The organism is Pseudomonas resinovorans NBRC 106553 (assembly GCF_000412695.1).
In the GTDB taxonomy this organism is placed as follows: domain Bacteria; phylum Pseudomonadota; class Gammaproteobacteria; order Pseudomonadales; family Pseudomonadaceae; genus Metapseudomonas; species Metapseudomonas resinovorans_A.
This window is the reverse complement of the sequence record NC_021499.1, coordinates 4,811,436-4,835,460: the sequence shown is the minus strand read 5'-3', so window position 1 is coordinate 4,835,460 and position 24,025 is coordinate 4,811,436. Positions and strand designations below refer to the sequence as shown.

Here is a 24,025-nt window from a genome sequence, read left to right as displayed (position 1 = left end):
GGTTTGTGGGTAAAGGCCGGTCAGTCTCCGGCCGATTTATCCACAGCCAGCAGGGGCTCCAGCAGGGCGCACATGCTGCGCCAATGGGAGCCTTCCCAGTACAGGCGGTCGCAGGCCACGCAGTTGAGAAAGCGCGTATGCCGCGCGCCGATTCGCGGCGGCACGCGCGGGCGGGCCAGTTCCGGGGCGATCTCCTGCAGGGGGTGGTTGCAGTGCAGGCAGAGGCTGAAGGGATTGGCGCTGCGGGCCAGGTCCAGGCGCTCGAACAGCTCGCGCAGCTGCAGGGCGGGCTTGAGCGCATGCACGTAGCATCCGTGGGTGATGATGCGGCGCTTGAGCAGTTCGCGGTCGCGGGTCAGCACGATGCGCCCCTGATGGACGGAGATATCGGCGATCTGGCTGTCTTCGAAGCGGTTGTCGTAGAGGGTGTCGAAGCCGCTCATGCGCAGCAGGTTGGCTAGGCCGCCGAGGTGGGCATCGGCCACGAAGCGGAGCACGCGCATGGGACGGTCGCGGACCTTGAGCAACGGGCTGATGTCCAGTGTCTCGAACTTGGGGTAGACCGCGACCCGGTCACCGTCCTCGATCAACCGCTCGAAGCCCACCGACTCGCCATTGAGCAGCACCAGCTCCACCTCTGTGTGGGGCACGCCGAGGGCCTCGATCATGTGCTTGACCGTGGCCGCCCGCGCGCAGGCGCAGCTGAACGAGAGCCGACGCCGTTCGGCGGGCAGGAAGTCGTTGAGCTCCTCGTAGAAACGGAATGTCGCCCTGGCCATGGGGAAGAGTATGGCAGGCGCCCGCGCGCCCTCCCGGAGAAGGGCGCGCGGTCGCTCACTTGGGTGGCGCGCGGTCGCTCACTTGGGTTGTGCGACGACCCGCAGGTACGGTTTCAGGGTCTTGAAGCCGTCGGGGTACTTCTTCTTCGCGTCTTCGTCGGAGACCGAGGTGGGAATGATCACGTCGTCGCCCGGGCGCCAGTTCACCGGTGTCGCCACCGTGTGCTTGGCGTTCAGTTGCAGCGAATCCAGCAGCCGCAGCACCTCGTCGAAATTGCGTCCGGCGCTCATGGGGTAGATCAGCATGGCCTTGACCTTCTTGTCCGGGCCGATGATGAACACCGAGCGCACCGTGGCGTTGTCCACGGCGGTGCGCGGGCCGGTGCTGGCATTGGGGTGGATCATGTCGTAGAGCTTGGCGACGGTGAGGTTTTCGTCACCGATCATCGGGTAGTTCACCGCGCAGCCCTGGGTTTCCTCGATATCGCCGGCCCAGCGGTGATGGTCGCTGACCGGGTCCACGGAGAGGCCCACCACCTTGGTGTTGCGCTTGTCGAATTCGGGCTTGAGCCTGGCCATGTAGCCCAGCTCGGTGGTGCAGACCGGGGTGAAGTCCTTCGGGTGGGAGAACAGGATGGCCCACTGGTCCCCGATCCACTGGTGAAAGTTGATGGTGCCTTCGGTGCTGTCGGCGGTGAAATCGGGTGCTTCGTCACCAATGCGGATAACCATGTTCGACCTCCTGTATGCCGGTTGTCATGGGCACTACCGCCCGCTGGCGGCGGCCGTCGTGGCAGGCTCCGGTGCGCGTTGGCCTGCCGGGCAATCAGTATAGGTGGGGCATGGGCGTCCCGTGTCCGGATGAGCGGCCAGTGCCCGGGTCGAGGCGGTGCTAGCGTTAGAGAAGGGGGCGGTGCCGGCCTGAGTGTCGCGCCGAGCCCATTGTGGCTGGGCCACTCGGCCTTTCGCCGCCCACAACCTTCCGTCATCGAACCCGATGCCGCGCGGCGTCGCCGGAAGGCCTGTGCGGCCCTGCCAAGACCTGACAACCCGCACGGAGGTGATCGCCATGGCCCGTACAACACCCATCAGCCACTACCGCAACATCGGCATCGTGGCCCATGTGGATGCCGGCAAGACCACGACCACCGAACGGGTGCTCTACTACACCGGCGTCAATCACAAGATGGGCGAGGTGCACGACGGCGCCGCCACCATGGACTGGATGGTCCAGGAGCAGGAGCGCGGCATCACCATCACCTCGGCCGCCACCACCGCGTTCTGGAGCGGCTCGCGCAAGCAGCTCGACAAGTACCGCATCAACATCATCGATACCCCCGGCCACGTGGATTTCACCATCGAGGTGGAGCGTTCCCTGCGCGTGCTGGACGGGGCGGTGGTGGTGTTCAGCGGCGCCGACGGCGTTGAGCCGCAGTCCGAGACGGTGTGGCGCCAGGCCGACAAGTACCACGTGCCGCGCATCGCCTACGTGAACAAGATGGACCGCGCCGGCGCCGACTTCCTGCGGGTGGTGGAGCAGATCAAGAAGCGCCTCGGCCACACGCCGGTGCCGATCCAGCTGCCCATCGGCCAGGAGGAGAACTTCAACGGCCAGATCGACCTGATCCGCATGAAGGCCATCTACTGGAACGACGCCGACCAGGGCGCCAGCTTCCGCGAGGAGGAGATCCCCGCCGAGCTGCAGGAAGAGGCCCGGCACTGGCGCAACCAGATGCTGGAAGCGGCGGCCGAGGCCAACGAGGAACTGATGACCAAGTACCTCGACGGCGGCGAGCTCAGCGAAGACGAGATCAAGGCCGGCCTGCGCATCCGCACACTGTCCTGCGAGGTGGTGCCGGCGGTATGCGGCTCGTCCTTCAAGAACAAGGGCGTGCCCCTGGTGCTGGACGCGGTGGTCGAGCTGCTGCCGGCGCCCACTGAAATCCCGGCGATCCACGGCACCCATCCGGACGACCCGGAGAAGAGCGACGAGCGGCATGCCGACGATGGCGAGCCGTTCTCGTCCCTGGCCTTCAAGATCGCCACCGATCCCTTCGTCGGCAACCTGACCTTCGTCCGGGTCTACTCCGGCGTGCTGAATTCCGGGGACGCCGTGCTCAACTCGGTGAAGGGCCGCAAGGAGCGGGTCGGCCGCATGGTGCAGATGCACGCCAACCACCGCGCCGAGATCAAGGAAGTGCGTGCCGGCGACATCGCCGCGCTGATCGGCATGAAGGACGTCACCACCGGCGACACCCTCTGCGACCTGAACAAGCCGATCATCCTCGAGCGCATGGACTTCCCCGAGCCGGTGATCTCCATCGCCGTGGAGCCCAAGACCAAGGCCGACCAGGAGAAGATGGGCATCGCCCTCGGCAGGCTGGCCCAGGAAGACCCGTCGTTCCGGGTGCGCACGGACGAGGAAACCGGGCAGACCATCATTTCCGGCATGGGTGAGCTGCACCTGGACATCATCGTCGACCGAATGAAGCGCGAGTTCGGCGTCGAGGCCAACACCGGCAAGCCGCAGGTGGCCTACCGCGAGGCGATCCGCAAGACCTGCGAGATCGAAGGCAAGTTCGTCCGCCAGTCCGGCGGTCGTGGCCAGTACGGCCACTGCTGGATCCGCTTCGCCCCGGCGGACGAGGGCAGCGAGGGCCTGGTGTTCGTCAACGAGGTGGTGGGCGGGGCGATTCCCCGCGAGTTCGTGCCGGCCATCCAGAAAGGCATCGAGGAGCAGATGAAGAACGGCGTGCTCGCCGGCTACCCGCTGCTGGGGCTGAAGGCCGCGGTGTTCGACGGTTCCTACCACGACGTCGACTCCAGCGAGATGGCCTTCAAGATCGCCGCCTCCATGGCCACCAAGCAGCTTTCGCAAAAGGGCGGCGCGGTGCTGCTGGAACCGGTGATGAAGCTGGAGGTGGTGACCCCCGAGGACTACATGGGCGACATCATGGGCGACCTCAACCGCCGCCGTGGCCTGATCCATGGCATGGACGACGGCGTGTCCGGCAAGATCATCCGCGCCGAGGTGCCCCTGGGCGAGATGTTCGGTTACGCCACCGATGTGCGCTCCATGTCCCAGGGGCGGGCGAGTTTCTCCATGGAGTTCGCCCGCTATGCCGATGCGCCGGCGAGCATCGCCGAGGCGATCGTCAAGAAATCGGGTTGAAGCGCCAGCACAACCTGGCAACGCTTGGAATCTCCCATAAAAAACGGGCCGCGAGGCCCGTTTTTCCTTCCTTGCTCCCGCCGCTCAGGTCAGTCCGTTCTGTTTGCGGAAGTAGGGAATCACGTGTTCGCCGATGTTCTTCAGGGTTTCCAGCTGCGCCCACTGGGGCACGGTGCCCATCTGGCAGATGAAGAGGATTTCATCGGCGCCGGCATCGATCAGGCGCTGCACATAGCCAATGCAGTCGTTCACCGTGCCGTAGGCATGGTTGGGGTTCATCATCGCCATGGTCGGGTCGGAGAAGTCCACGCTGACCTCCTCGGAGGCGAAGCGCGACTTGATCACCGCCTGGCCGTTGCCGTCGACGAAGGTGTCGTCCTTCCACTGCTCCGGGTCCGGACGTTCGCCGCCGGCGTACCAGTAGGCCAGGGATTCCATGAAGTAGCGCTGGCCACGGATGCCGATGGCGCGGGCCTTGTCGTTGTCGTCCAGGACGATGGCCGGGCACAGGGCGGCGATGTGGCGATTGGGGCGGAAGCCCACCTGGTTCTTCTCGTCGCGGTTGTCCCAGGCCTCGTGGTACACGGCGACCTTCTTGGCGATTTCCTCGGGGCCGCCGAAACCCAGCACCAGGGCGCCCATGCCCCGGCCGCCGGCGTTCTTCAGCGACTCGGTGTTGGTGCAGGCCAGGTACATCGGCGGGTGCGGGTCCTGGTAGGGCTTGGGATGGATGGGGCGCTTGGGGATCTTCACGAAGTCGCCGTTATGTTCGATCTCGTCCTGCACGAACATCTTCGGGATCAGGTACATGGCTTCGTCGATCTGCGGCTGCAGGGTGGCCAGGTCGTAGCCGAAGGTGCCGGCCTCCTGCTGGGTGCCGCCCTTGCCCACGCCGAAGTGCACGCGGCCCTTGGACAGGAGGTCGAGGGTGGCGATGCGCTCGGCCACCTTCACCGGGTGGTTCATCGCCGGCGGCAGGCAGACCACGCCGTGGCCGATGCCGATGCGCTCGGTCTTGCCGGCGACGAAGGCCAGCATGGTTTCCGGCGCCGACATGTGCGAGTAGTTGGTCAGTGCGGTGTGCTCCACGCACCAGAAGGTATCGAAGCCGAGCTTGTCGGCGAGCACGGCCTGTTCGACGGTTTCGTCGAAGATGCGACGGTCGCCCTCGCGGCTGGAGTCGATCGTCTGTGCCTCGTAGATCAGGGAGAATTTCATGCGCTTGGCCCTTTTTGTTCTTTGAGCGGTCAACCCGGAAATCCCGGGCCTTGAAGCCATGGTGTGGGATCGCCGACGGGCCGGAATCCTCCAAAGGGACTAGTCACTTTGCCCCCGCGCAAAGCACGACGCCCGCGCAGGGCGGGCGTCGTGGCAGGGTGGAACGATACCCTGCGCGGATTGATGGGTATCGCAAGCTCAACCCATCCTACGGGAGCGGTTTTTCAGTTTCGTAGGATGGGTCGGGCGGCGTTCCGCTGAGCGAAGCGATACCCATCGATGAGGGATCAAAGGAAGTAGTCGTTGCTATCCAACCCCATCCCCACGGCGCCCAGGTTGAGTGCGTACTTGCCCGGGCAGTTGGCCACGTGGGCGCGGCCGGTGTGGATATCGCGGAAGGCGCGGTTGATGCCGTGCTGGCGGAAAATGGTGGAGGCGCCGCTGTTGTACATCAGGGCTTCCACCGCCTGGGCGCACTTGTCCGGGACTATGGCCGAGTCGTAGCGCATCTTCACCCGCTCGGCCATGGTCAGCGGCTCACCGGTCTTGGCGCGTTGGGTCATCAGCTCGAAATTGCGCAGCAGCACGGTGCGGCATTCGTCCACGGTGACCATGGCGTTGGCCAGGGCGGTCTGGGCGCCGGGGTCCTGGATGATGCGGCGGCCGTCATTGACGCCCACGCGGCCCTTGTTGGCCTCGATGAACAGGTCGATGGCGCCTTGCAGCGCGCCGATGGTGGCGGACGATACCGCGCGCACGAAGATCTGCCCGAAGGGCAGGCGGAACAGCGGTGCGGTGTTCACCGAGTTGCCCGGGCTGTTCTGCAGGAATCCGTCGATGGATCGGTGGGTGTGGTGTTCCGGCACGAAGACGTCCTCCACCAGCACGTCGTGGGAGCCGGTGGCTTCCAGGCCCATCACGTCCCAGTTGTCGAGGATGGCGTAGTCCGCGCGGGGTACCAGGAAGGTGCGGTAGTCCGGGCCGTCGCCTTCGTTTTCCGGCGGCACCATGGCGCCGAGAAACGCCCACTGGCAGTGCTTGCTGCCGGAGGAAAAGCCCCAGCGGCCGCTCAAGCGGAAGCCGCCGTCCACGCGGGTGACCTTGCCCACCGGCATGTAGGACGAGGAGATCAGCACGCTCGAATCCTGGCCCCAGACCGCCTGCGCCGCGCGGTCGTCGAACAGCGCCAGCTGCCAGTTGTGGATGGCCACCACGCCCAGCACCCAGGCCGATGACATGCAGCCTTCGGCGAGGGTCATCTGCACCTCGAAGAAGTCCTTGGGCTCCAGTTCGTAACCCTCCCAGCGCGCCGGCTGGAGAATCCGGAAGAAGCCGGCTTCGTGGAAGTCGCGCAGGGTTTCCTCGGGTAGCTGGCCGTTCTTCGCGGCCAGCGGCGCGCGCTCGCGCAGCACCGGCACCAGTTCACGGGCACGTTGTTTCAGGCGTTCGCGGATCAGGTCGTGGTCGAGCATCTTGTTGTTCTCCTGTTGAAGGCTTTTCCACCTATCGCCAGGCATTCAAACAACGGGCAAGCGGGCGGGCATCCCTCAAACGGACCATATGGGAATGCGGCGCTTCGACTAGTCCCCTCGGACGATGTTGCCGGCCAGGCCCTGGCGAAGAATCAGTCTCACCGTGAGAACAACAAGAGGGCAGTGCGATGAGCCAGGCCGATCTGAAAGGCGAGATGCTCCAGGCGATGCGTCGTCTGGCCAAGTCCGTCACCATCATTACCACCAGCAACGGCCAGGAGCGGTTCGCCATGTCCGCCACCGCCGTGGATTCGTTGTCCACCGAGCCGCCGTCGCTGCTCATCTGCGTGAACAAGACGGCGTCCCTGCACCGCGTGCTGGCCGCCGGCGCCGATTTCTGCGTGAACATCCTCGGCCTGGAGCAGGAACAGCTGTCGCACTTGTGCAGCGGCCCGGTGAAGGGCGAGGCGCGCTTCCAGCAGGGTGACTGGCGCACCAGCGAAGGCGGCATTCCCTACCTGGGCGACGCCCAGTCGGCGATCCTCTGCCAGCAGGACGGCTCCTTCAGCTATGGCACCCACACGGTCTTCATCGGCCGCATCGTGCAGATCCACAACAGTGCCGACATCAGTCCGCTGGTCTACCTCAACGGCGCCTACACCACCACTGCGCCGTCGCTGGCCATCGCCAACTGAGGTTCCGCCATGACGGCAATGGAGCAGCACCCCGAAGCACCGCTGCGGGTTCGTGACGCCGCGCAGCTGGCGTGGGATGACGGCGCCGACCTGCTGGTGGTCGGCTTCGGTGGGGCCGGCGTATGCGCCGCCCTCGAAGCCGCGAGCCGGGGCGCCTCCGTCCTGGCCCTGGAACGCTTCGCCGGCGGTGGCGCCACGGCGCGCAGCGGTGGCGTGGTCTACGCCGGTGGCGGCACGCCGCAGCAGGCCGAGGCGGGCGTGGAAGATTCCCCTGAGGCCATGTACGACTACCTGCGCCAGGAAGTCGGGGATGTCGTTTCCGCCGAGACCCTGCGTGGCTTCTGCCAGCAGAGCAGCGCCCACCTGGCCTGGCTGGAACGGCATGGCGCGGCCTTCCAGGGCAGCGTGCCGCCGCTGAAAACCTCCTACCCCAGCGACCGCTATTTTCTCTATTACTCCGGCAACGAGGCGGTGCCCGACTACGCGGCGCTGGCCCGTCCGGCGCCGCGCGGCCACCGCGCCCTGGGCTCGGGCATGTCCGGGATCAATCTGTTCCGTCCGCTGGCCGCCAGCGCGCAACAACTGGGTGTGCGCCTGCAGCGCCAGTGCGAAGTCCGGCGCCTGGTGCTGGATGCCGCCGGTGCCGTGCTTGGCGTCGAGGCCTGGGTGCTGCCACCGGGCAGCCGGGCGGCGAGAACTCATGCACGACTGAGCCGCTGGACCGATGCCCTGCATCCCTATGCGCCGGCGCTTGCTGCTCGCTGGCGGCGCAAGTTGCGGGCGCTGGAAACGGCCCATGCCGAGCGCCGCCTGATCCGCGCCCAGCACGGCGTGTTGCTCAGCGCCGGCGGCTTCGTGTTCAACCGCGCCATGCTCAGCCAGCACGCGCCGCGCTACCTCGATGGCCTGCCCCTGGGCACTAGCGGTTGCGACGGCAGCGGCATCCGTCTCGGCGAGAGCGCGGGCGGCGCAACCGCACACATGGAGCGCGCCAGCGCCTGGCGCTTCATCAACCCGCCGCTGGCCTGGGCCCGAGGGCTGATCGTCAATGCCGACGGCCGCCGCTACTGCAACGAAGAAGTCTACGGCGCCAAGCTCGGCCACGCCATGGTGGAAGAGCAGGGTGGCCGCGCCATCCTCATCCTCAACCGCGCCTTGATGAAGGAAGCCTTCGCCCAGGTGGGGCCGGGCAAGGTGTGGGCCTTCCAGCGCCTGCCGGCACTGCTGAACATGCTGTGCAATGCCCGTCGCGGCGACAGCCTGGCGCAGTTGGCCGAGCGCGTGGGGCTACCGCTGGTGAACCTGCAGCGGACCCTCGCCACCTACAACGCCGCGGCCCGTGGCGAATGCGCCGACGAGCTGGGCAAGTCCGCGGGCCTGCTGGCCTCGCTGGAGCAGGGGCCCTGGTACGCCATGGACCTGTCCTTCGCCAGCAAGCTGTTTCCCTGCCCGGTGATCACCCTCGGCGGGCTCAAGGTATGCGAGCGCAGCGGCCAGGTCCTGGACCAGGACGGTGCGCCCATCGATGGCCTGTTCAGTGCCGGCCGCAACGCCGTCGGCGTGGCCTCCCATTTCTACGTGTCCGGCCTGTCCCTGGCCGATTGCGTCCATTCCGGGCGCCGTGCCGGTGCCCATGTCGCGGGCCTGGCGCGAGCCGTACGGTCCACCCGAGGAGAACAACAATGAAGCGAGTCGAAGGCAAGGTCTGCATCGTCACTGGCGCCGCCAGTGGCGTGGGGCGCGAGGATGCGCTGCTGCTGGCCAGTGAAGGGGCGAAGGTGGTGCTCACCGACCTCAACGAGGAGGCCGGTCGCCAGGTGGTCGCCGAGATCGGCGCCAACGCGCTGTTCGTGCGCCAGGACATCGCCAGCGAGGCGGACTGGCAGAACCTCGTCAAGGTCACGCTGGAGACCTTCGGCCGGCTCGATGTGCTGGTGAACAACGCCGCCATCCTGGCTCTCGGCAGCGTCGAGGACACCAGCCTGGAGCTCTGGCAGAAGGTCCAGCGAATCAACAGTGACGGCTACTTCCTCGGCTGCAAGTACGCCATCGCGGCGATGAAGGACAGCGGCGGCGGTTCCATCGTCAACATGTCCTCGGTGGCGGCCTTGGGGGGTATGCCGGCGTTCTGCGCCTACTCCGCCTCCAAGGGCGCGGTGGCGGCGCTGACCCGTTCGGTGGCGCTGCACTGCAAGCAGGAGGGTTACCGCATCCGCTGCAACAGCGTGCACCCGGACGGCATCAACACGCCCATGACCCAGGCCCTGATGGGCGGCCAGGCGATCGCCCAGGAGCTGCTGGATCAGGACCCGAAGAACCGCATGTGCGCGCCGCGCGATATCGCCAACCTGGTGCTGTTCCTGGCCTCGGACGAGTCGCGCTTCATCAACGGCACTGAGCTGCGCATCGACAACGCGCAGACCATCAGCGGCCTGCTGTAGGACGGAGTCGGACATGGGCAGCGTGCAGTCGCCGGTAGTCGAGCCCCAGCAGGGCGGTGCCTTCCAGCTGGAAGTGGCGGAGATGATCGCCGAAACCCACGACAGCCACTCGCTGGTGCTGCGGGTGCCGGCCGGGCTGGAGGAGCGCTTCCGCTACAAGGCGGGACAGTACCTCGGGTTCCGTGTGGTGCTCGGCGGCAAGCGGCTGACGCGCTGCTATTCCATGTCCAGCTCGCCGGATTGCGACGCCCTGCCGAAGGTCACCATCAAACGGGTGGATGGAGGCCGGGTCTCCAACTGGTTCAACGACCAGGTGCGCCCCGGCGACCGGCTGGAGGTGCTGCCACCGGCCGGGCATTTCCATCTGCGTCCCGGCGAGCATGACCTGGTGCTGTTCGGCGGCGGTTCGGGGATCACCCCGGTGTTCTCCATTCTCAAGTCGGCGCTGAAAACCAGCGGGCGGCGGATCAAGCTGGTGTACGCCAACCGGGACGAGGGCTCGGTGATCTTCCGCGACGAGCTGCGTGCCCTGGCCAAGGCCCATGTGGACCAGCTGGACGTGGTGCATGTGCTGGATTCAGTGCAGGGCTTTCTCGGTGAAGGCGAGGTGCGCCACCTGGTGCGCGGCCACGCTGGCGCTGAGTTCTACATCTGCGGGCCGGGGCCCTTCATGGACACCGTGGAGCGGGCGCTGTTGGGCCTGGGCGAGCCGCGCGAACGCATCCATGTGGAGCGCTTCATTTCACCGCCTGATCCGGACACCCAGGACCTGGCCCCGGCGTATGGCGCGGTCGCTGAGCAACTGCTGGTGGAGCTCGATGGCCAGCTCAGCGAGGTGCCCGTGCAGCCCGGCGAGACCTTGCTGCAGAGCATGCGCAATGCCGGCCTGGATGCCCCCTATTCCTGCGAGGAGGGCTTCTGCGGGGCCTGCATGTGCAAGGTGGAAGCGGGCGACGTGGTGCTTTCCCGCAACGATATCCTCAGCCCCGCCGAACTGGCCGAAGGCTGGACCCTGGCGTGCCAGGGCCGCCCGGGCAGCGCGAGGCTGAAACTGAAGTTTCCGGGGTGACAGCCGGGGGCTGCCACCCTCACCGGTGGTATTGAGCGTGTATGTCTGTGCCAATTTCACCCGGCTTCGGCCGGGTTTTTTTTGGGCGCACGGACTGCCTTTGTAGGATGGGTCGGGCGGCGTTCCGCGAGCTTGCGATACCCATCAATACCGACCGCATGGGTTTCGCTCCGCTCTACCCATCCTACGGCTCGAATCTGGATAGTCCCATCGGACGATCATCCCCGCCTCCGGCTTAGGTAGACTCCTCCGAAACCCCATTCCAAGAACAAGCAACGAGGTTTTCCATGGCACGTCTGTCCAACAAGGTCGCGGTCATCACCGGAGCCGCATCGGGTATAGGTCTGGCTTGTGTACGTCGTTTCGCCGCCGAAGGTGCGCAGGTGGTCGGGCTGGATGTGGGGGAACCCCGGGCGGATATCGCCGCCAGCCTGGAGGGGCTGGAGCCCGCTCCCCTGTTCATGAGCCTGGATGTGCGCGACGAGTCGCGGGTGAAGGCGGTGATGGACGAGGTGGTGGCGCGTTTCGGCCGCATCGATGCGCTGGTCAACGCCGCCGGCGTCGCCAGCCAGGGCAACATCACCAGCGCGCCCACCAGCGAGTGGCAACGGGTGCTGGATATCAACCTCACCGGCAGCATGCTCACCAGCAAGTACGCCCTGGTGCCGATGCTGGCGCAGAAGGCCGGTTCGATCATCAACGTCGGCTCGATCTTCGGTGAGCAGGGCTGCGACAACAACACCGCCTACAACGTCTCCAAGGGCGGCATCAGCCAGCTCACCCGTTCCCTGGCCATCGACTACGGCCACGCCAACATCCGCGTCAACGGCCTCTGCCCGGGGCTGATCGACACCCCCATGACCCAGATGGTCAAGGAGCAGGAGGCCTTCCACGCCTTCTTCGCCTCGCAGCACATGCTGTGCCGTGCCGGCCAGCCGGAAGAGGTGGCCAACGTGGCGCTGTTCCTCGCCTCGGATGACGCCTCTTTCGTCAGCGGGCAGATGATCGGCGTCGACGGCGGTTTCTCCGCCGGCCGCCGCTTCGCACCACCGCAAGCCTGATCGCCACTACCCCTGCGCGGCCTGGAACTCCAGGCCGCTGCTTCGTCATGCCCGAGAAATGCCCATGACCGACCTGGAAAGCGCCCTGACCATACCCGACCTGCTGGCGGCCGCCGCGACCCGATACGGCGACGCCACGGCCATCGAGGACGGGGATACCCGTCTCGCCTACCGACAGCTCGACCAGTTGCGCCGGCAGGCCGGCCGGGCCCTGCTGGCGCTCGACCTGCGGGTCGGCGAGCGGGTGGCGATCTGGGCGCCGAACATCCATGAGTGGATAGTCGCCGCCATCGCGCTGCAGAGCGTGGGCGCGGTGCTGGTGCCGCTCAATACCCGGATGAAGGGCGCGGAAGCGGCCTACATCCTGCGCCAGAGCGGCGCCAGCCTGCTGTTCGTGGTCGGCGAATTCCTCGGCACCCGCTACCCGGCGCTGCTGGACGGCGAGGACCTGCCGGCGCTGCGCACGCGTATCTGCCTGCGCGGCGAAGCGCCAGGCTGCCTCGGCTGGACGGAGTTCATGGCCCTGGCCGCCGAGGTTTCCCCGGCCGCACTGGAGGTGCGCCAGCGCCAGGTAGGCCCGGACCACCTGTCGGACCTGCTGTTCACATCCGGCACCACCGGCAAGCCCAAGGGCGTGATGAGCGCCCACGGGCAGAACCTGCGCATCGTCCGCGACTGGAGCACCATGGTCGGCTTGCGTCCGGGGGACCGCTACCTGATCGTCAATCCGTTCTTCCACAGCTTCGGCTACAAGGCCGGTTGGCTGGCGGCGCTGATGAGCGGCTGCTGCATCCTGCCGCAGCAGGTGTTCGATGTGCCGGTGATGCTGGAGCGCGTCGCGCGGGAGAAGGTCAGCGTGCTGCCCGGCCCGCCGACGCTGTACCAGTCCATCCTCAGCCACCCGAAACGCCGCGACTACGACCTTTCCAGCCTGCGGGTGGCGGTGACCGGCGCGGCGTCGGTGCCGGTGGAGATGGTCCGGCGCATGGCCAGCGAGCTGGGCTTCGAGACCATTGTCACGGCCTACGGCCTGACCGAGGCCTGCGGCTTCGTCACTATCTGCCGTCCGGGGGATTCCGCCGAACGGGTGGCCACCACCTCGGGCCGTGCCTTCCCGAACGTGGAGGTGCGCTGCGTGGATGGCGCCGGCAACCCGGTGCCGGCCGGCGAGCCGGGGGAGTTGCTGGTGCGCGGCTACAACCTGATGAAGGGTTATTTCAACGACCCCGAGGCCACCGCCGAGGCCATCGACGCCGACGGCTGGCTGCACACCGGCGATATCGGCGTGCTGGACGAGGCGGGCTACCTGCGTATCACCGACCGGATCAAGGACATGTTCATCACCGGCGGCTTCAACGTGTACCCGGCGGAGATCGAGCAGGTGCTCCTGGGCTATCCGGGGGTGGCCCAGGCGGCGGTCATCGGCATCGCCGACGAGCGCCTGGGGGAAGTGGCCATGGCCTTCCTGTTGCCGGCCGCCGGCTGCAGCCTGGATGGCGACGCCTTCCTCGCCTGGTGCCGCGAGCAGATGGCCAACTACAAGGTGCCGCGCCGGGTCCGGGTGCTGCAGGCCATGCCGCTGAACGCCGCGGGCAAGGTGACCAAGGACGCCTTGCGCCGGCTGGCGGAGGACGACGCGGGCTAGAGGCTGAAACCTTCGCGCTCCATCCGCGCCAGCAGCCCGCGCCAGAACGGCAGTTCGGCGGTGTCGCCGATGCGCCGGGGGGCGTCGCCTTTCATCGAGTAGAGCCCCTGGGCATCGAAGGCATAGCGCACGGCGAGGTCGTCGCGGCGGGAGAGGGGAAGGATGTCGTCCACCAGGTTGTCGAGCACCAGCGGCTCGGCATCCGGGGTTTCGTAGTAGCTCACCACCATGTGCGCCTGGCGCAGTTTCAGCGCCCGGACGTAGGTGATGCGCAGCTTGTCCGGCGCGACGCCGAGCTGCAGCAGGGTGAAGTACTTGGCCAGGGCGAAGTCTTCGCAATCGCCCGCGCCCTTGGCCAGGGTTTCCACCGGTGTGGCCCAGTAGTCGCTGCGTTGCCAGAGCGCGCGGTCGTCGGTGAAACGCACCTGTTGATTGATCTGCCGGTTGACCGCCTCCAGCTGCTGCCGCTCGGTGAGCTGGCGGCCGCTTTGCAGAAGGTCCTGCCAGGCCTGCAGGCGATCCTTGGCCGGACCACTGCGGCCATAGCGTTTCTCTGCCTTGCGCAGCACCGGGTCGAGGCTCCAGGCCGCCCCGGCATCGGCGGCACCCAGCAGCAGGCTGCCGCTGAGCAGGACCAGGGCGAGGGAATGCAGGGACAGGCCACGGCGGCCGAAGACGGGCTTCTGCAACGGGTCGATTCTCCAGGGAAGGCGGCCGAGGCCGGGTTCAGCGGTCAATCAATCCGTTGAGCGAATCACTGGCAAAGGAAACACCCTCCGCCAGTTCGGGGATGGCGTCACACTAGGACCCTGGTGGCCGGCGCCGCAACCGTCGGGAGACGCACGGCAGGGCTGAGCGTTTGGCTGGGCGCCGGTAAGGCTCTGGAACGGGAGTTGGCGTCGTTCGCCGGTTGTCGGAAACCAAGCCGACGCTCTGCCCGACGGGCGCGCGGGAAGGGGGCGCACCCGACGGGCGGTGGATTCGGCTATTTACCGAATTCGACTTTCTGCTGGTGGATCAAGGATTGGTATTTCGGTGGTTGGCGGACATCGGGGCCGATGTCTTCACTGGGGTAGCCGGCCGCGGTGGGTTCTCGTTCGACCATCTGGGTGAAACTTTCGCTGGAATCCTCCCGCATCTGCAGTATTTGCTGGTTACGCATGTGGTAATCGCCCAGGCGGTCGCTTCCGTTCTCCGCGAGGACCGTCCCCGGTCCCGTTGTCAGCGCCAGGGCCAGGAACAGGCCGCTGAGGGCTGTAGTGTCGAGTCGCGATTTCATTGTCTTGTCCTCTTGTTCCCCCACTTGCCCCGATGAATTGGATGAACTTGAACGGGGTTTGTTACGGGCTGGGACGATTGCCTGACAAAAGGTGAAAAACTCGACCGATGGGCTTGTGCAAGCCCCTGATTGGCATGGTGATTTCCGGGTTTTGTGCCCGTTCGGGGTGCCCTGTGATGGGGCATGGCGGCGGTAGGCGAGGGCGGTCTGGCGGGGGCGGATAAAAGTACGCCCCGGCCAACAACAGCCGGGGCGCCGCGTGGATTCCTCGTCCCTGAGGATTGGGGAGTCGCGGATCAAGCTTGCGGGATGGTCGTCCCTTGTTCCTTCCAGCCGCCGCCGAGTGCCTTGTACAGGTTCACTTCGCTGGTCAGCTGGTTGAGCCGGTCGCCGATCAGCTGCTGGCGGGAGCTGAACAGCAGGCGCTGGGCGTCGAGCAGGGTCAGGTAGCTGTCGACGCCGGTGCGGTAACGGCGATCGGCGAGGCGGTAGTACTCCTCGGTGGTTTTCACCAGGTCGCGCTGGTAGCCCAGCTGCTGCTGGTAGGTGGTACGTGCGGCAAGGCCGTCGGCGACTTCCTGGAAGGCCACCTGGATGGCGCTCTCGTACTGCGCCACCTGGATGTCCTTCTGCAGCTCGCTGTAGTCGAGGTTCGCCTTCAGGCGGCCGGCGGTGAAGATCGGCAGGCTGATGCTGGGCTGGAACAGCCAGCTGCCGGACCCCGCATCGAACAGGCCGGACAGTTCGTTGCTCATGCTGCCGGCGTTGGCGGTCAGGCTGACGCTGGGGAAGAAGGCCGCGCGCGCCGCGCCGATGTTGGCGTTGGCGCCCTTGAGCAGATGCTCGGCCTGGAGCACGTCGGGGCGACGTTGCAGCAGGTCGGAGGGCAGGCCCGGCGGCACTTCGGCCAACAGGTCGGCGTCCAGGGCCAGGCCCTTGGGCAGGTCCGCCGGCAGGCCGGCGCCCACCAGCTGGATCAGGGCGTTGCGGTCCTGGGCCACCAGGCGGGTGTACTGCGCGAGGGTGACCTGGGCGCTTTCCACCGCGGTGCGCGCCTGGCTCAGGGCCAGGGCATCGGCGACGCCGACGTCGAAGCTGCGCTGGGTCAGGTTGTAGCTTTCCTGGTAGGTCTTGAGCGTGTCCCGGGTCAGCTGCAGCAGGGCCTGGTCGGCTTGCCAGTCGAGGTAGGCGGTGGCCACCGCGGCCACCAGGCTGATCTGGGTGCTGCGGCGCGCCTGTTCGGTGGCGAAGTACTGTTCCAGGGCCTGCTCGTTGAGGCTGCGCAGGCGACCGAAGAAGTCCAGTTCCCAGGCGTTGGTGCCGAAGGTGGCGCTGTACTGGCCGCTGGTGTTGGCCTCGCCGGTCTGGCTCTGGGAGCCGGGCAGGCGCTGGCGGGTACCGCTGCCGTCGGCCGAGAGGCTGGGGAACAGCTCCGAGCGCTGGATACGGTAGAGCGCGCGGTAGGCCTCGACGTTCAGCGCGGCGACGCGCAGGTCGCGGTTGTTGTCCAGGGAGAGCTGCACCAGCTGGCGCAGAGCCGGGTCCTGAAAGAACTCGCGCCAGTCGAGGTCGGCGGCGGCGGTGCTGACCTGGGCCGCGCCATTGCTGTAGGCCTCGCCCTCGGGCCAGGCGGCGTCCACCGGCGCTTCCGGGCGCTGGTAGTCGGGGATCATCGAGCAGCCACCGAGCAGGGTGGCGGCGATGGTCAGGGATAACAGGGAATGCCTCACTGCAGGGCCTCCTTCTTGATCGCGGCCTTGCTCGCCTTGTCCTTGAACAGGGAGCAGACCAGCACGTAGAACAGCGGCACCCAGAAGATGGCCAGGACGGTGGCGGTGAACATGCCGCCGATCACGCCGGTACCGATGGCGTGCTGGCTGCCGGAACCGGCGCCGTTGGAGATGGCCAGGGGCACCACGCCGAGGATGAACGCCAGCGAGGTCATGATGATCGGGCGCAGGCGCATGCGGCAGGCTTCCACGGCGGCGTCGAACAGGCTCTTGCCTTGTTCGTGCAGCTCCTTGGCGAACTCGACGATGAGGATCGCGTTCTTTGCCGAGAGGCCGATGGTGGTGAGCAGGCCGACCTGGAAGAACACGTCGTTGGACAGGCCACGCATGCTGGTGAACATCAGCGCGCCTATCACCCCGAGCGGAACCACCAGCATCACCGAGAACGGAATCGACCAGCTCTCGTACAGCGCCGCCAGGCAGAGGAACACCACCAGCAGCGACAGCGCATAGAGGGCCGGGGCCTGGGAGCCGGACAGGCGTTCCTCGTAGGAGAGGCCGGTCCAGGAGTAGCCGACGCCCGCAGGCAGCTGCTTGGCGATCTCTTCCACCGCGGCCATGGCTTCTCCCGAGCTGTGGCCAGGAGCCGCCTCGCCGAGGATTTCCACCGCCGGCACGCCGTTGTAGCGGGCGAGCTTGGGCGCGCCGTAGGTCCACTTGCCGCTGGCGAAGGAACTGAACGGCACCATCTGGCCCTGGTCGTTGCGCACGTACCACTTGCTCAGGTCTTCCGGGTTCATCCGCGCTTCGGGCTCGCCCTGCAGGTAGACCTTCTTCACCCGACCACGGTCGATGAAGTCGTTGACGTAGCTGGCGCCCCAGGCGATGGACACGGTGTTGTTGATGTCGGCCAGGGACACGCCCTGGGCGCGGGCCTTCTCGTCGTCGATCAGCAACTGGTACTGCGGCTCGTCGCGCAGGCCGTTGGCGCGCACGCGGGCCAGTACCGGGTCCTTCGACGCCAGCTCGACGAACTGGTCGCGGGCGGCGTTCAGCGCTTCGTGGCCGACGCCGGCGCGATCCTGCAGGAAGAAGTTGAAGCCGGTGGCGTTACCCAGCTCCATCACCGCCGGCGGGGCGAAGGCGAAGACCATCGCGTCGCGGAAGCTGAAGAAGTGCTGCTGGGCGCGCTGGGCCAGGTCGAACACGCTCTGGCCCGCGGCGGTACGTTCTTCCCACGGCTTGAGCATGATGAAGGCCATGCCCGAGCTCTGGCCGCGGCCGGCGAAGTTGAAGCCGGTGACGGTGAACACGGATTGCACGGTGTCCTTCTCGGCGTCCAGCAGGTACTCGCGCATCTGGTCCACGACGGCCTGGGTACGCTCGGCGCTGGCGCCGGACGGGGTCTGCACCTGGGCGAAGAGCACGCCCTGGTCTTCCTCGGGGAGGAAGGCGGTGGGGATGCGGGTGAACAGCCAGCCCATGGCCACCAGGATCACCGCGTAGAGCACCAGGTACGGCGCCTTGCGGGTGAGGATGCCGCGCACGCCGCGCTCGTAGCCGCGCACGCTGCGGTCGAAGCTGCGGTTGAACCAGCCGAAGAAGCCGCGCTTCTCATGGTGGCCCTTGGCGACGGGCTTGAGCATGGTGGCGCACAGGGCCGGGGTGAAGACCAGCGCCACCAGCACCGACAGGGCCATGGCCGAGACGATGGTGATGGAGAACTGCCGGTAGATCACACCGGTGGAGCCGCCGAAGAAGGCCATCGGCAGGAACACCGCCGAGAGCACCAGGGCGATGCCCACCAGCGCGCCCTGGATCTGGCCCATGGACTTGCGGGTGGCTTCCAGCGGGGACAGGCCTTCCTCGGCCATGACCCGCTCGACGTTCTCCACCACGACGATCGCGTCGTCCACCAAGAGGCCGATGGCCAGGACCATGGCGAACATGGTCAGGGTGTTGATGGTGAAGCCGAACATCGCCAGCACGCCGAAGGTACCGAGCAGCACCACGGGGACGGCGAGGGTGGGGATGATGGTGGCGCGCAGGTTCTGCAGGAACAGGAACATCACCAGGAACACCAGGACGATGGCTTCGCCCAGGGTGTGGATAACCCCTTCGATGGAGGCGGAAACCACCGGGGTGGTGTCATAGGGGAAGACCACTTTCATCCCGGCGGGGAAGAAGGGTTCCAGCTCGCCGATGGTGGCGCGCAGTGCCTTGGCGGTGTCCAGGGCGTTGGCGCCGGTGGCCAGCTTGATCGCGATGCCGGAGGCGGGCTTGCCGTTGAACTGGGCGCTGATGCTGTAGTTCTCGCCGCCCAGCTCGATCTTCGCCACGTCACGCAGGCGGACCTGGGAGCCGTCGCGGTTCACCTTGAGGAGGATCTCGCCGAACTGTTCGGGGGTCTGCAGGCGGGTCTTGCCGATGATGGTGGCGTTGAGCTGCTGGCCGGGGGAGGCGGGCAGGCCGCCGAGCTGGCCGGAGGAGACCTGCACGTTCTGCGACTGGATGGCCGTCTTCACGTCCACCGGGGTCAGCTGGAAGTTGTTCAGCCGCGCCGGGTCGAGCCAGATGCGCATGGCGTACTGCGAGCCGAACACCTGGAAGTCGCCCACGCCCTTGGTCCGCGAGATCGCGTCCTGCATGTTGGAGACGATGTAGTTGGACAGGTCGTTCTTGTCCATGGAACCGTCTTCGGACACCACGCCGATCACCAGCAGGAAGTTCTTCACCGCCTTGGTCACGCGGATGCCTTGCTGCTGCACTTCCTGCGGCAGCAGCGGGGTGGCCAGCTGCAGCTTGTTCTGCACCTGCACCTGGGCGATGTCAGGGTTGGTGCCCTGCTCGAAGGTGGCGGTGATGGTCATGCTGCCGTCGGAGTTGCTCTCCGAGGAGATGTAGCGCAGGCCATCGATACCGTTGAGTTGCTGCTCGATCACCTGCACCACGGTGTCCTGCACCGTCTGCGCCGAGGCGCCCGGGTAGGAAACCTGGATACCGACGGCGGGCGCGGCGATGCTGGGGTACTGGTTGATCGGTAGCTTGAGGATCGACAAGCCGCCGGCGAGCATGATCACCAGCGCGATCACCCAGGCGAAGATGGGGCGATCGATGAAGAATCTCGACATCTGGGGGCTCCTCAGTGGTTGCTGGTCAGGCCATCAGCCACTGGTTTCTGGGGGGCGACATTGGTGGCCGGCGCGGCGCTCACTTCAACGCCCGGGTGCACGAACTGCAGGCCTTCGGTTATCAGGCGATCGCCCGCGTTGAGGCCTTCGTTGACCAGCCAGAGGTCGCCGACGGTGCGCTCGGCCTTGAGCTGGCGCAGTTCCACCTTGTTCTCGGCGTTCACCACCAGCGCGGTGGCCTGGCCCTTGAGGTCGCGGGTCACGCCCTGCTGCGGCGCCAGGATGGCCTGCTGCTTGATCGCCGAACCCAGGCGCGCATGGACGAACATGCCCGGTAGCAGGCTGTGGTCGGGGTTGGGGAAGACCGCGCGCAGGGTCACCGAGCCGGTACCTTCGTCCACCGAGACTTCGGAGAACTCCAGGCTTCCCTGGTGCGGATAGGCACTGCCGTCTTCCAGCAGCAGGGACACCTTGGCGCCGCTCTTGCCGGCCTTTTCCAGGCGTCCGCTTTCCAGGTCGCGGCGCAGGCGCAGCAGGTCCTTGGTGGACTGGGTGACGTCGACGAAGATCGGGTCGAGTTGCTGGATGGTGGCCATGGCCTGGGACTGGCCGTTGTTCACCAGGGCGCCTTCGGTGACCGCCGAGCGGCCGACGCGACCGGAGATGGGCGCCAGCACCTTGGTGTAGCGCAGGTCGATCCGGGCTTTCTCCATGGCGGCCTCGGCCTGCAGGCGCGCGGCCTGGGACTCGTCATAGGCCTGCTTGCTCACCGCCTGGTCGCTGACCAGGTCCTTGTAGCGATCGGCCAGGGACTGGGCCGACGCCAGGGTGGCCTGGGCGCTCTTGAGAGTGGCGGTATAGACGGAGGGGTCGATCTGGTAGAGCTGCTGGCCGGCCTTGACCTCGCTGCCCTCGGTGAACAGGCGTTTCTGGATGATGCCGTCCACTTGCGGGCGCACTTCGGCGATGCGGTAGGCAGTGGTGCGGCCGGGGAGTTCGGTGGTCAGGGTGAAATCCTGCGGTTGCAGGGTCACGACGCCAACCTTGGGCGTCTGGGCGGGCGGCGGTGCCGAGGCTTCCTTACAGCCGGCAAGGCTGAGGGTGGCCAGTGCGATGGCGGAAACCAAGGCGGCAAAGGCTGGCTTCATGGGCATCTGAAGGGACCTCATTTTCTGGAGTGCGACCCAAGAACGGGTCAGGCGCGGGGGCAGGTTGTGGAATCTGAGCGAATGCTGTGAAATATACTTACATGCGTGAATGTTTGTAAATCGCATAATCCTGCACCGATGTCAGATTTTGTTGCGGTGATGGAATTAAGTTTTCCCTTTGTCAGCAATCAGATAGGTCTTTTGGCATATGGCCAGACGCACCAAAGAGGAAGCCGAGGAAACCCGGGTGCAGATACTCGACGCTACCGAGCGGGTGTTTCACGAAAAGGGTGTCTCCCGTGCTTCCCTGGCGGAAATCGCCGCTGCCGCCGGGGTGAGCCGAGGTGCCATCTATTGGCATTTCGAGAACAAGACCGATTTGTTCCAGGCCATGCTGGAGCGCATCCGCATGCCGCTGGAGGAGTTGGCCCGCGCCAGTGAAAGCGAGGACGAGCCCGACCCGCTGGGGCGCATGCACCAGTTGCTGGTGCGCCTGCTCCGGCGCGTGGAGCTCGACCCGCAGAGCCGCCGCATCCACGAGATCCTGCGACTCAAGGTGGAGTACACCGAGGAACTCGGTGACCTGCGGCGGAAGATGCAGGACCTGAGCGCCGACTGCGATCTGCGCATCGCCAAGGCCCTGCGCAACGCGGTGAGTCGTGGCCAATTGCCCGGCGACCTGGACTGCCGGCGTGCCGCCATCAGCGTCCATGCCTATATGGAAGGCGTCCAGACCAACTGGCTGCTGGTGCCGGAGGGCTTCTCCCTGGCGGCGGAGGCCGAGAACCTGGTGAATAGCCTGATGGACATGCTGCGGGCCAGCCCGGCGTTGCGTATCCAGGCCGGTTGAGCCGGAGAGGGCGCCGCCGCTTGCTTCCGCGCCCGGGGCCGAGCAAGATGCTGCACCTGCTCCTGAGTGATGGCTGTTTGCCGGCTCCGGGCGCCCCTCCACGGCCACGGCCTACTGCGCCCGGCGGCCACCACCAGCGAAGAGTCAAATGATGCGCACTCTAGAGAAACACAGCGGAGATCTGTCGTTCGTCCCCCATCCGCCGGGGCCTCGCTAGCCAATCGATTCGCCAGCAGCCCTGGTTTTGCCGGTTCGTCATGAAAATGGCGTTCATTTCCCGGCTGAGGCGACGTCAAGCGGGCGCCCCGAAAAGCGCAGCAATCGCTGAAACTACCAGGCCAGAGCCGCTACAGCGTTGTATTCCACGGTAATGCAAATCATTGTCGAGAGCCCCGGAGTTGCGTTGGTCGGACTATGCCCCACTACCGTCTGCCAACGCGGGATCCGATTGGAATAGCGGTGCACCCTTGGCTAAGCCTGTTATGAGGCTATCGCGGGGGCTGATGCCGATATGCTCCGCGGGTTACAACGATAAGAACGGCCATTGCCGGCCTGCCCACCATCTCCTGATGGAGCGTCGACGAGATGAAGAATTTCTCGCAGCCCCGTACCGAATTGTCCGAAGCCTTGAATCGCCTGCGCCGCACCTTCTATGTGGTGGGAGGATTCAGCGGCGTCATCAACCTCATGATGCTGGCGCCCGCGCTCTACATGCTGCAGGTGTACGACCGCGTGCTGGCCAGCAGCAACATCACCACGTTGTTGATGCTGACGGTGCTGATGCTCGGCCTCTACGTGCTCATGTCGCTGCTCGAGGTGGTGCGTTCGACGGTGCTCATCCGCCTCGGCAACCGGCTGGACATGAGCCTGAACAAGCGCATCTTCAATGCCTCCTTCGAGCGCAACCTGCGCCGCGCCGGCGGTAACCCCGCCCAGGCGTTGCAGGACTTGTCCCAGGTCCGCCAGTTCCTCACCGGCAACGGCCTGTTCGCCTTCTTCGATGCACCCTGGACGCCCATCTACCTGCTGGTGATCTTCCTCGTGCACCCACTGCTGGGCATCGTCACCCTCGTGGGTTCGGCGATCCTCTTCTGCCTGGCGCTGCTCACCGAAGTGGTCACTCGCGGCCCGCTGATGGAAGCCAACCAGGCGTCCATGTCCTCCGGCGCCTTCGCCAACAACAACCTGCGCAACACCGAAGTGATCGAGGCCATGGGCATGTTGCCGGCGATCCGCGAGCGCTGGTACGGCAGCCACCAGCGCATCCTCGAGAAGCAGACCCAGGCCTCCGACCGCGCCGCCTACATCAACGGCGTCAGCCGCTTCGTGCGCGTCACCCTGCAGTCGCTGATCCTCGGTGCTGGCGCCTTGCTGGCGATCAAGGGCGAGATCACTGCGGGGATGATGATTGCCAGTTCGGTGCTCAGCGGCCGTGCCATGGCGCCGGTGGAGCAGGCCATCGGCGTGTGGAAGCAGTTGCTCTCCGCACGTGGTTCCTGGGAGCGCCTGTCCAAGCTGCTGCAGGACTTCCCGGCCCGCAAGGACGCCATGTCGCTGCCCAAGCCCAAGGGCGAGCTGTCGGTGGAGCAGGCCATGACCGCCGCGCCCGGTGGCGTCGCCACCATCCTGCGCGGGATCAACTTCAACCTCTCGCCCGGCGAGGCCGTCGGCATCATCGGTCCGTCGGCGGCCGGCAAGTCCACCCTGGCGCGGCTGCTGGTAGGGGTGTGGCCGGCGCAGTCGGGCAAGGTGCGCCTGGACGGTGCGGACATCTATCAGTGGAACAAGGAAGAGCTCGGCCCCTGGATCGGCTACCTGCCCCAGGATGTGGAGCTGTTCGAAGGCAGCATCGCCGACAACATCGCCCGCTTCGGCGAGCTGAACAGCGAAGAGGTGATCCTGGCGGCCAAGCGCGCCGGGGTGCACGAGATGATCCTGCGCTTCGAGAAGGGCTACGACACGATCCTCGGGTTGGACGGCAGCCCGCTGTCCGGCGGGCAGAAGCAGCGCATCGCCCTGGCTCGCGCCATCTACGGCGATCCCTCGATGATCGTGCTCGACGAACCCAACGCCAACCTCGACGACGTGGGCGAAGCGGCGCTGGTCGAAGCCATCCTCGACCTGAAGAAGCGTGGCAAGACGCTGATCCTCATTTCCCATCGCCCCAGCGTGCTCAGCACGGTGGACAAGGTCCTGCTGTTGCGTGACGGCGGCATGCAGGTGTTCGGTCCTCGCGACGAAGTGTTCGCGGCGCTGCGCCAGGCCAGTGTCATGCCTTCCGTGGGCACACCCAACCTGGCGTCGATGCGGGCTAAGGAGTAATCGATCATGCAAG

Annotated in this window: 18 protein-coding genes; 9 read left to right on the top strand and 9 right to left on the bottom strand. The window is 66.3% G+C overall.

The window, feature by feature from the left end; translation table 11 throughout:
• Positions 1–20 precede the first annotated feature (20 nt).
• Together PCA10_RS21720 and PCA10_RS21715 are read right to left on the bottom strand one after the other, a co-directional pair.
• On the bottom strand, positions 21–779 hold the full coding sequence (locus PCA10_RS21720) for a Mut7-C RNAse domain-containing protein (RefSeq protein WP_016494238.1): 759 nt from the start codon (positions 777–779) through the stop codon (positions 21–23).
• A 78-nt stretch (positions 780–857) separates the two neighbouring features.
• Positions 858–1,511: a peroxiredoxin gene (locus PCA10_RS21715; RefSeq protein WP_016494237.1), complete on the bottom strand. Its 654-nt coding sequence runs from the start codon at positions 1,509–1,511 to the stop codon at positions 858–860.
• A 337-nt stretch (positions 1,512–1,848) separates the two neighbouring features.
• On the opposite strand from PCA10_RS21715, the gene fusA reads away from it, so the two are divergent.
• Positions 1,849–3,951 (top strand): elongation factor G, encoded by a 2,103-nt coding sequence (gene fusA, locus PCA10_RS21710; protein ID WP_016494236.1) that lies wholly within the window; start codon positions 1,849–1,851, stop codon positions 3,949–3,951.
• Between the two features lie 84 nt (positions 3,952–4,035).
• Here fusA and PCA10_RS21705 read toward each other — a convergent pair whose 3' ends face one another.
• The gene (locus PCA10_RS21705; RefSeq protein ID WP_016494235.1) at positions 4,036–5,169 is read right to left on the bottom strand and encodes an LLM class flavin-dependent oxidoreductase; all 1,134 of its coding nucleotides are present in this window, start codon (positions 5,167–5,169) and stop codon (positions 4,036–4,038) included.
• Positions 5,170–5,456: 287 nt separating this feature from the next.
• Entirely contained in the window at positions 5,457–6,641 is a 1,185-nt protein-coding gene (locus tag PCA10_RS21700; protein WP_016494234.1) for an acyl-CoA dehydrogenase family protein, read from the bottom strand.
• A gap of 188 nt (positions 6,642–6,829) precedes the next feature.
• On the opposite strand from PCA10_RS21700, the gene PCA10_RS21695 reads away from it, so the two are divergent.
• The 6 genes from PCA10_RS21695 (at position 6,830) to PCA10_RS21670 (ending at position 13,552) form a co-directional block, all read left to right on the top strand.
• Positions 6,830–7,336 (top strand): flavin reductase family protein, encoded by a 507-nt coding sequence (locus PCA10_RS21695; RefSeq protein WP_016494233.1) that lies wholly within the window; start codon positions 6,830–6,832, stop codon positions 7,334–7,336.
• Between the two features lie 9 nt (positions 7,337–7,345).
• Positions 7,346–9,022 carry an FAD-binding protein gene (locus PCA10_RS21690; protein ID WP_016494232.1) on the top strand — a complete coding sequence of 559 codons (1,677 nt, stop codon included), beginning with the start codon at positions 7,346–7,348 and terminating at the stop codon, positions 9,020–9,022.
• Positions 9,019–9,777 carry a glucose 1-dehydrogenase gene (locus PCA10_RS21685; RefSeq protein ID WP_016494231.1) on the top strand — a complete coding sequence of 253 codons (759 nt, stop codon included), beginning with the start codon at positions 9,019–9,021 and terminating at the stop codon, positions 9,775–9,777. The genes PCA10_RS21690 and PCA10_RS21685 overlap by 4 nt, the downstream gene beginning before the upstream one ends.
• Positions 9,778–9,790: 13 nt before the next feature.
• Entirely contained in the window at positions 9,791–10,846 is a 1,056-nt protein-coding gene (locus tag PCA10_RS21680; protein ID WP_016494230.1) for a ferredoxin--NADP reductase, read from the top strand.
• A 287-nt stretch (positions 10,847–11,133) separates the two neighbouring features.
• Positions 11,134–11,907, top strand: a complete 774-nt coding sequence (locus PCA10_RS21675; RefSeq protein WP_016494229.1) for an SDR family NAD(P)-dependent oxidoreductase — start codon at positions 11,134–11,136, stop codon at positions 11,905–11,907.
• Positions 11,908–11,971: 64 nt separating this feature from the next.
• Entirely contained in the window at positions 11,972–13,552 is a 1,581-nt protein-coding gene (locus PCA10_RS21670) for a FadD3 family acyl-CoA ligase (protein ID WP_016494228.1), read from the top strand.
• Here the strand turns inward: PCA10_RS21670 and PCA10_RS21665 are convergent.
• The 5 genes from PCA10_RS21665 to PCA10_RS21645 form a co-directional block, all read right to left on the bottom strand.
• Positions 13,549–14,241: a transglutaminase-like cysteine peptidase gene (locus PCA10_RS21665; protein WP_016494227.1), complete on the bottom strand. Its 693-nt coding sequence runs from the start codon at positions 14,239–14,241 to the stop codon at positions 13,549–13,551. The genes PCA10_RS21670 and PCA10_RS21665 overlap by 4 nt on opposite strands.
• Positions 14,242–14,537: 296 nt before the next feature.
• The gene (locus PCA10_RS21660) at positions 14,538–14,831 is read right to left on the bottom strand and encodes a hypothetical protein (protein WP_016494226.1); all 294 of its coding nucleotides are present in this window, start codon (positions 14,829–14,831) and stop codon (positions 14,538–14,540) included.
• Positions 14,832–15,127: 296 nt separating this feature from the next.
• Positions 15,128–16,561 carry an AdeC/AdeK/OprM family multidrug efflux complex outer membrane factor gene (locus PCA10_RS21655; protein WP_016494225.1) on the bottom strand — a complete coding sequence of 478 codons (1,434 nt, stop codon included), beginning with the start codon at positions 16,559–16,561 and terminating at the stop codon, positions 15,128–15,130.
• A complete protein-coding gene (locus PCA10_RS21650) occupies positions 16,558–19,692 on the bottom strand; it encodes an efflux RND transporter permease subunit (RefSeq protein WP_016494224.1) in 3,135 nt (1,044 codons plus the stop codon). Before PCA10_RS21650 ends, PCA10_RS21655 begins: the two co-directional genes overlap by 4 nt.
• A gap of 11 nt (positions 19,693–19,703) precedes the next feature.
• Positions 19,704–20,846, bottom strand: coding sequence for an efflux RND transporter periplasmic adaptor subunit (locus PCA10_RS21645; RefSeq protein WP_016494223.1), 1,143 nt, complete (start codon positions 20,844–20,846; stop codon positions 19,704–19,706).
• 202 nt (positions 20,847–21,048) lie between these two features.
• On the opposite strand from PCA10_RS21645, the gene PCA10_RS21640 reads away from it, so the two are divergent.
• A complete protein-coding gene (locus PCA10_RS21640; RefSeq protein ID WP_016494222.1) occupies positions 21,049–21,690 on the top strand; it encodes a TetR family transcriptional regulator in 642 nt (213 codons plus the stop codon).
• Positions 21,691–22,275: 585 nt separating this feature from the next.
• A complete protein-coding gene (locus tag PCA10_RS21635; RefSeq protein WP_016494221.1) occupies positions 22,276–24,012 on the top strand; it encodes a type I secretion system permease/ATPase in 1,737 nt (578 codons plus the stop codon).
• The last annotated feature ends 13 nt before the right edge of the window (positions 24,013–24,025 follow it).

What these genes read in the sequence shown, in the direction of transcription:
- PCA10_RS21645 (WP_016494223.1), bottom strand. Translation starts at nt 20,846, where the DNA reads ATGCCCATGAAGCCAGCCTTTGCCGCCTTGGTTTCCGCCATCGCACTG.
- PCA10_RS21690 (WP_016494232.1), top strand. Translation starts at nt 7,346, where the DNA reads ATGACGGCAATGGAGCAGCACCCCGAAGCACCGCTGCGGGTTCGTGAC.
- PCA10_RS21700 (WP_016494234.1), bottom strand. Translation starts at nt 6,641, where the DNA reads ATGCTCGACCACGACCTGATCCGCGAACGCCTGAAACAACGTGCCCGT.
- fusA (WP_016494236.1), top strand. Translation starts at nt 1,849, where the DNA reads ATGGCCCGTACAACACCCATCAGCCACTACCGCAACATCGGCATCGTG.
- PCA10_RS21650 (WP_016494224.1), bottom strand. Translation starts at nt 19,692, where the DNA reads ATGTCGAGATTCTTCATCGATCGCCCCATCTTCGCCTGGGTGATCGCG.
- PCA10_RS21640 (WP_016494222.1), top strand. Translation starts at nt 21,049, where the DNA reads ATGGCCAGACGCACCAAAGAGGAAGCCGAGGAAACCCGGGTGCAGATA.
- PCA10_RS21670 (WP_016494228.1), top strand. Translation starts at nt 11,972, where the DNA reads ATGACCGACCTGGAAAGCGCCCTGACCATACCCGACCTGCTGGCGGCC.
- PCA10_RS21695 (WP_016494233.1), top strand. Translation starts at nt 6,830, where the DNA reads ATGAGCCAGGCCGATCTGAAAGGCGAGATGCTCCAGGCGATGCGTCGT.
- PCA10_RS21635 (WP_016494221.1), top strand. Translation starts at nt 22,276, where the DNA reads ATGAAGAATTTCTCGCAGCCCCGTACCGAATTGTCCGAAGCCTTGAAT.
- PCA10_RS21675 (WP_016494229.1), top strand. Translation starts at nt 11,134, where the DNA reads ATGGCACGTCTGTCCAACAAGGTCGCGGTCATCACCGGAGCCGCATCG.
- PCA10_RS21720 (WP_016494238.1), bottom strand. Translation starts at nt 779, where the DNA reads ATGGCCAGGGCGACATTCCGTTTCTACGAGGAGCTCAACGACTTCCTG.
- PCA10_RS21660 (WP_016494226.1), bottom strand. Translation starts at nt 14,831, where the DNA reads ATGAAATCGCGACTCGACACTACAGCCCTCAGCGGCCTGTTCCTGGCC.
- PCA10_RS21685 (WP_016494231.1), top strand. Translation starts at nt 9,019, where the DNA reads ATGAAGCGAGTCGAAGGCAAGGTCTGCATCGTCACTGGCGCCGCCAGT.
- PCA10_RS21715 (WP_016494237.1), bottom strand. Translation starts at nt 1,511, where the DNA reads ATGGTTATCCGCATTGGTGACGAAGCACCCGATTTCACCGCCGACAGC.
- PCA10_RS21705 (WP_016494235.1), bottom strand. Translation starts at nt 5,169, where the DNA reads ATGAAATTCTCCCTGATCTACGAGGCACAGACGATCGACTCCAGCCGC.
- PCA10_RS21680 (WP_016494230.1), top strand. Translation starts at nt 9,791, where the DNA reads ATGGGCAGCGTGCAGTCGCCGGTAGTCGAGCCCCAGCAGGGCGGTGCC.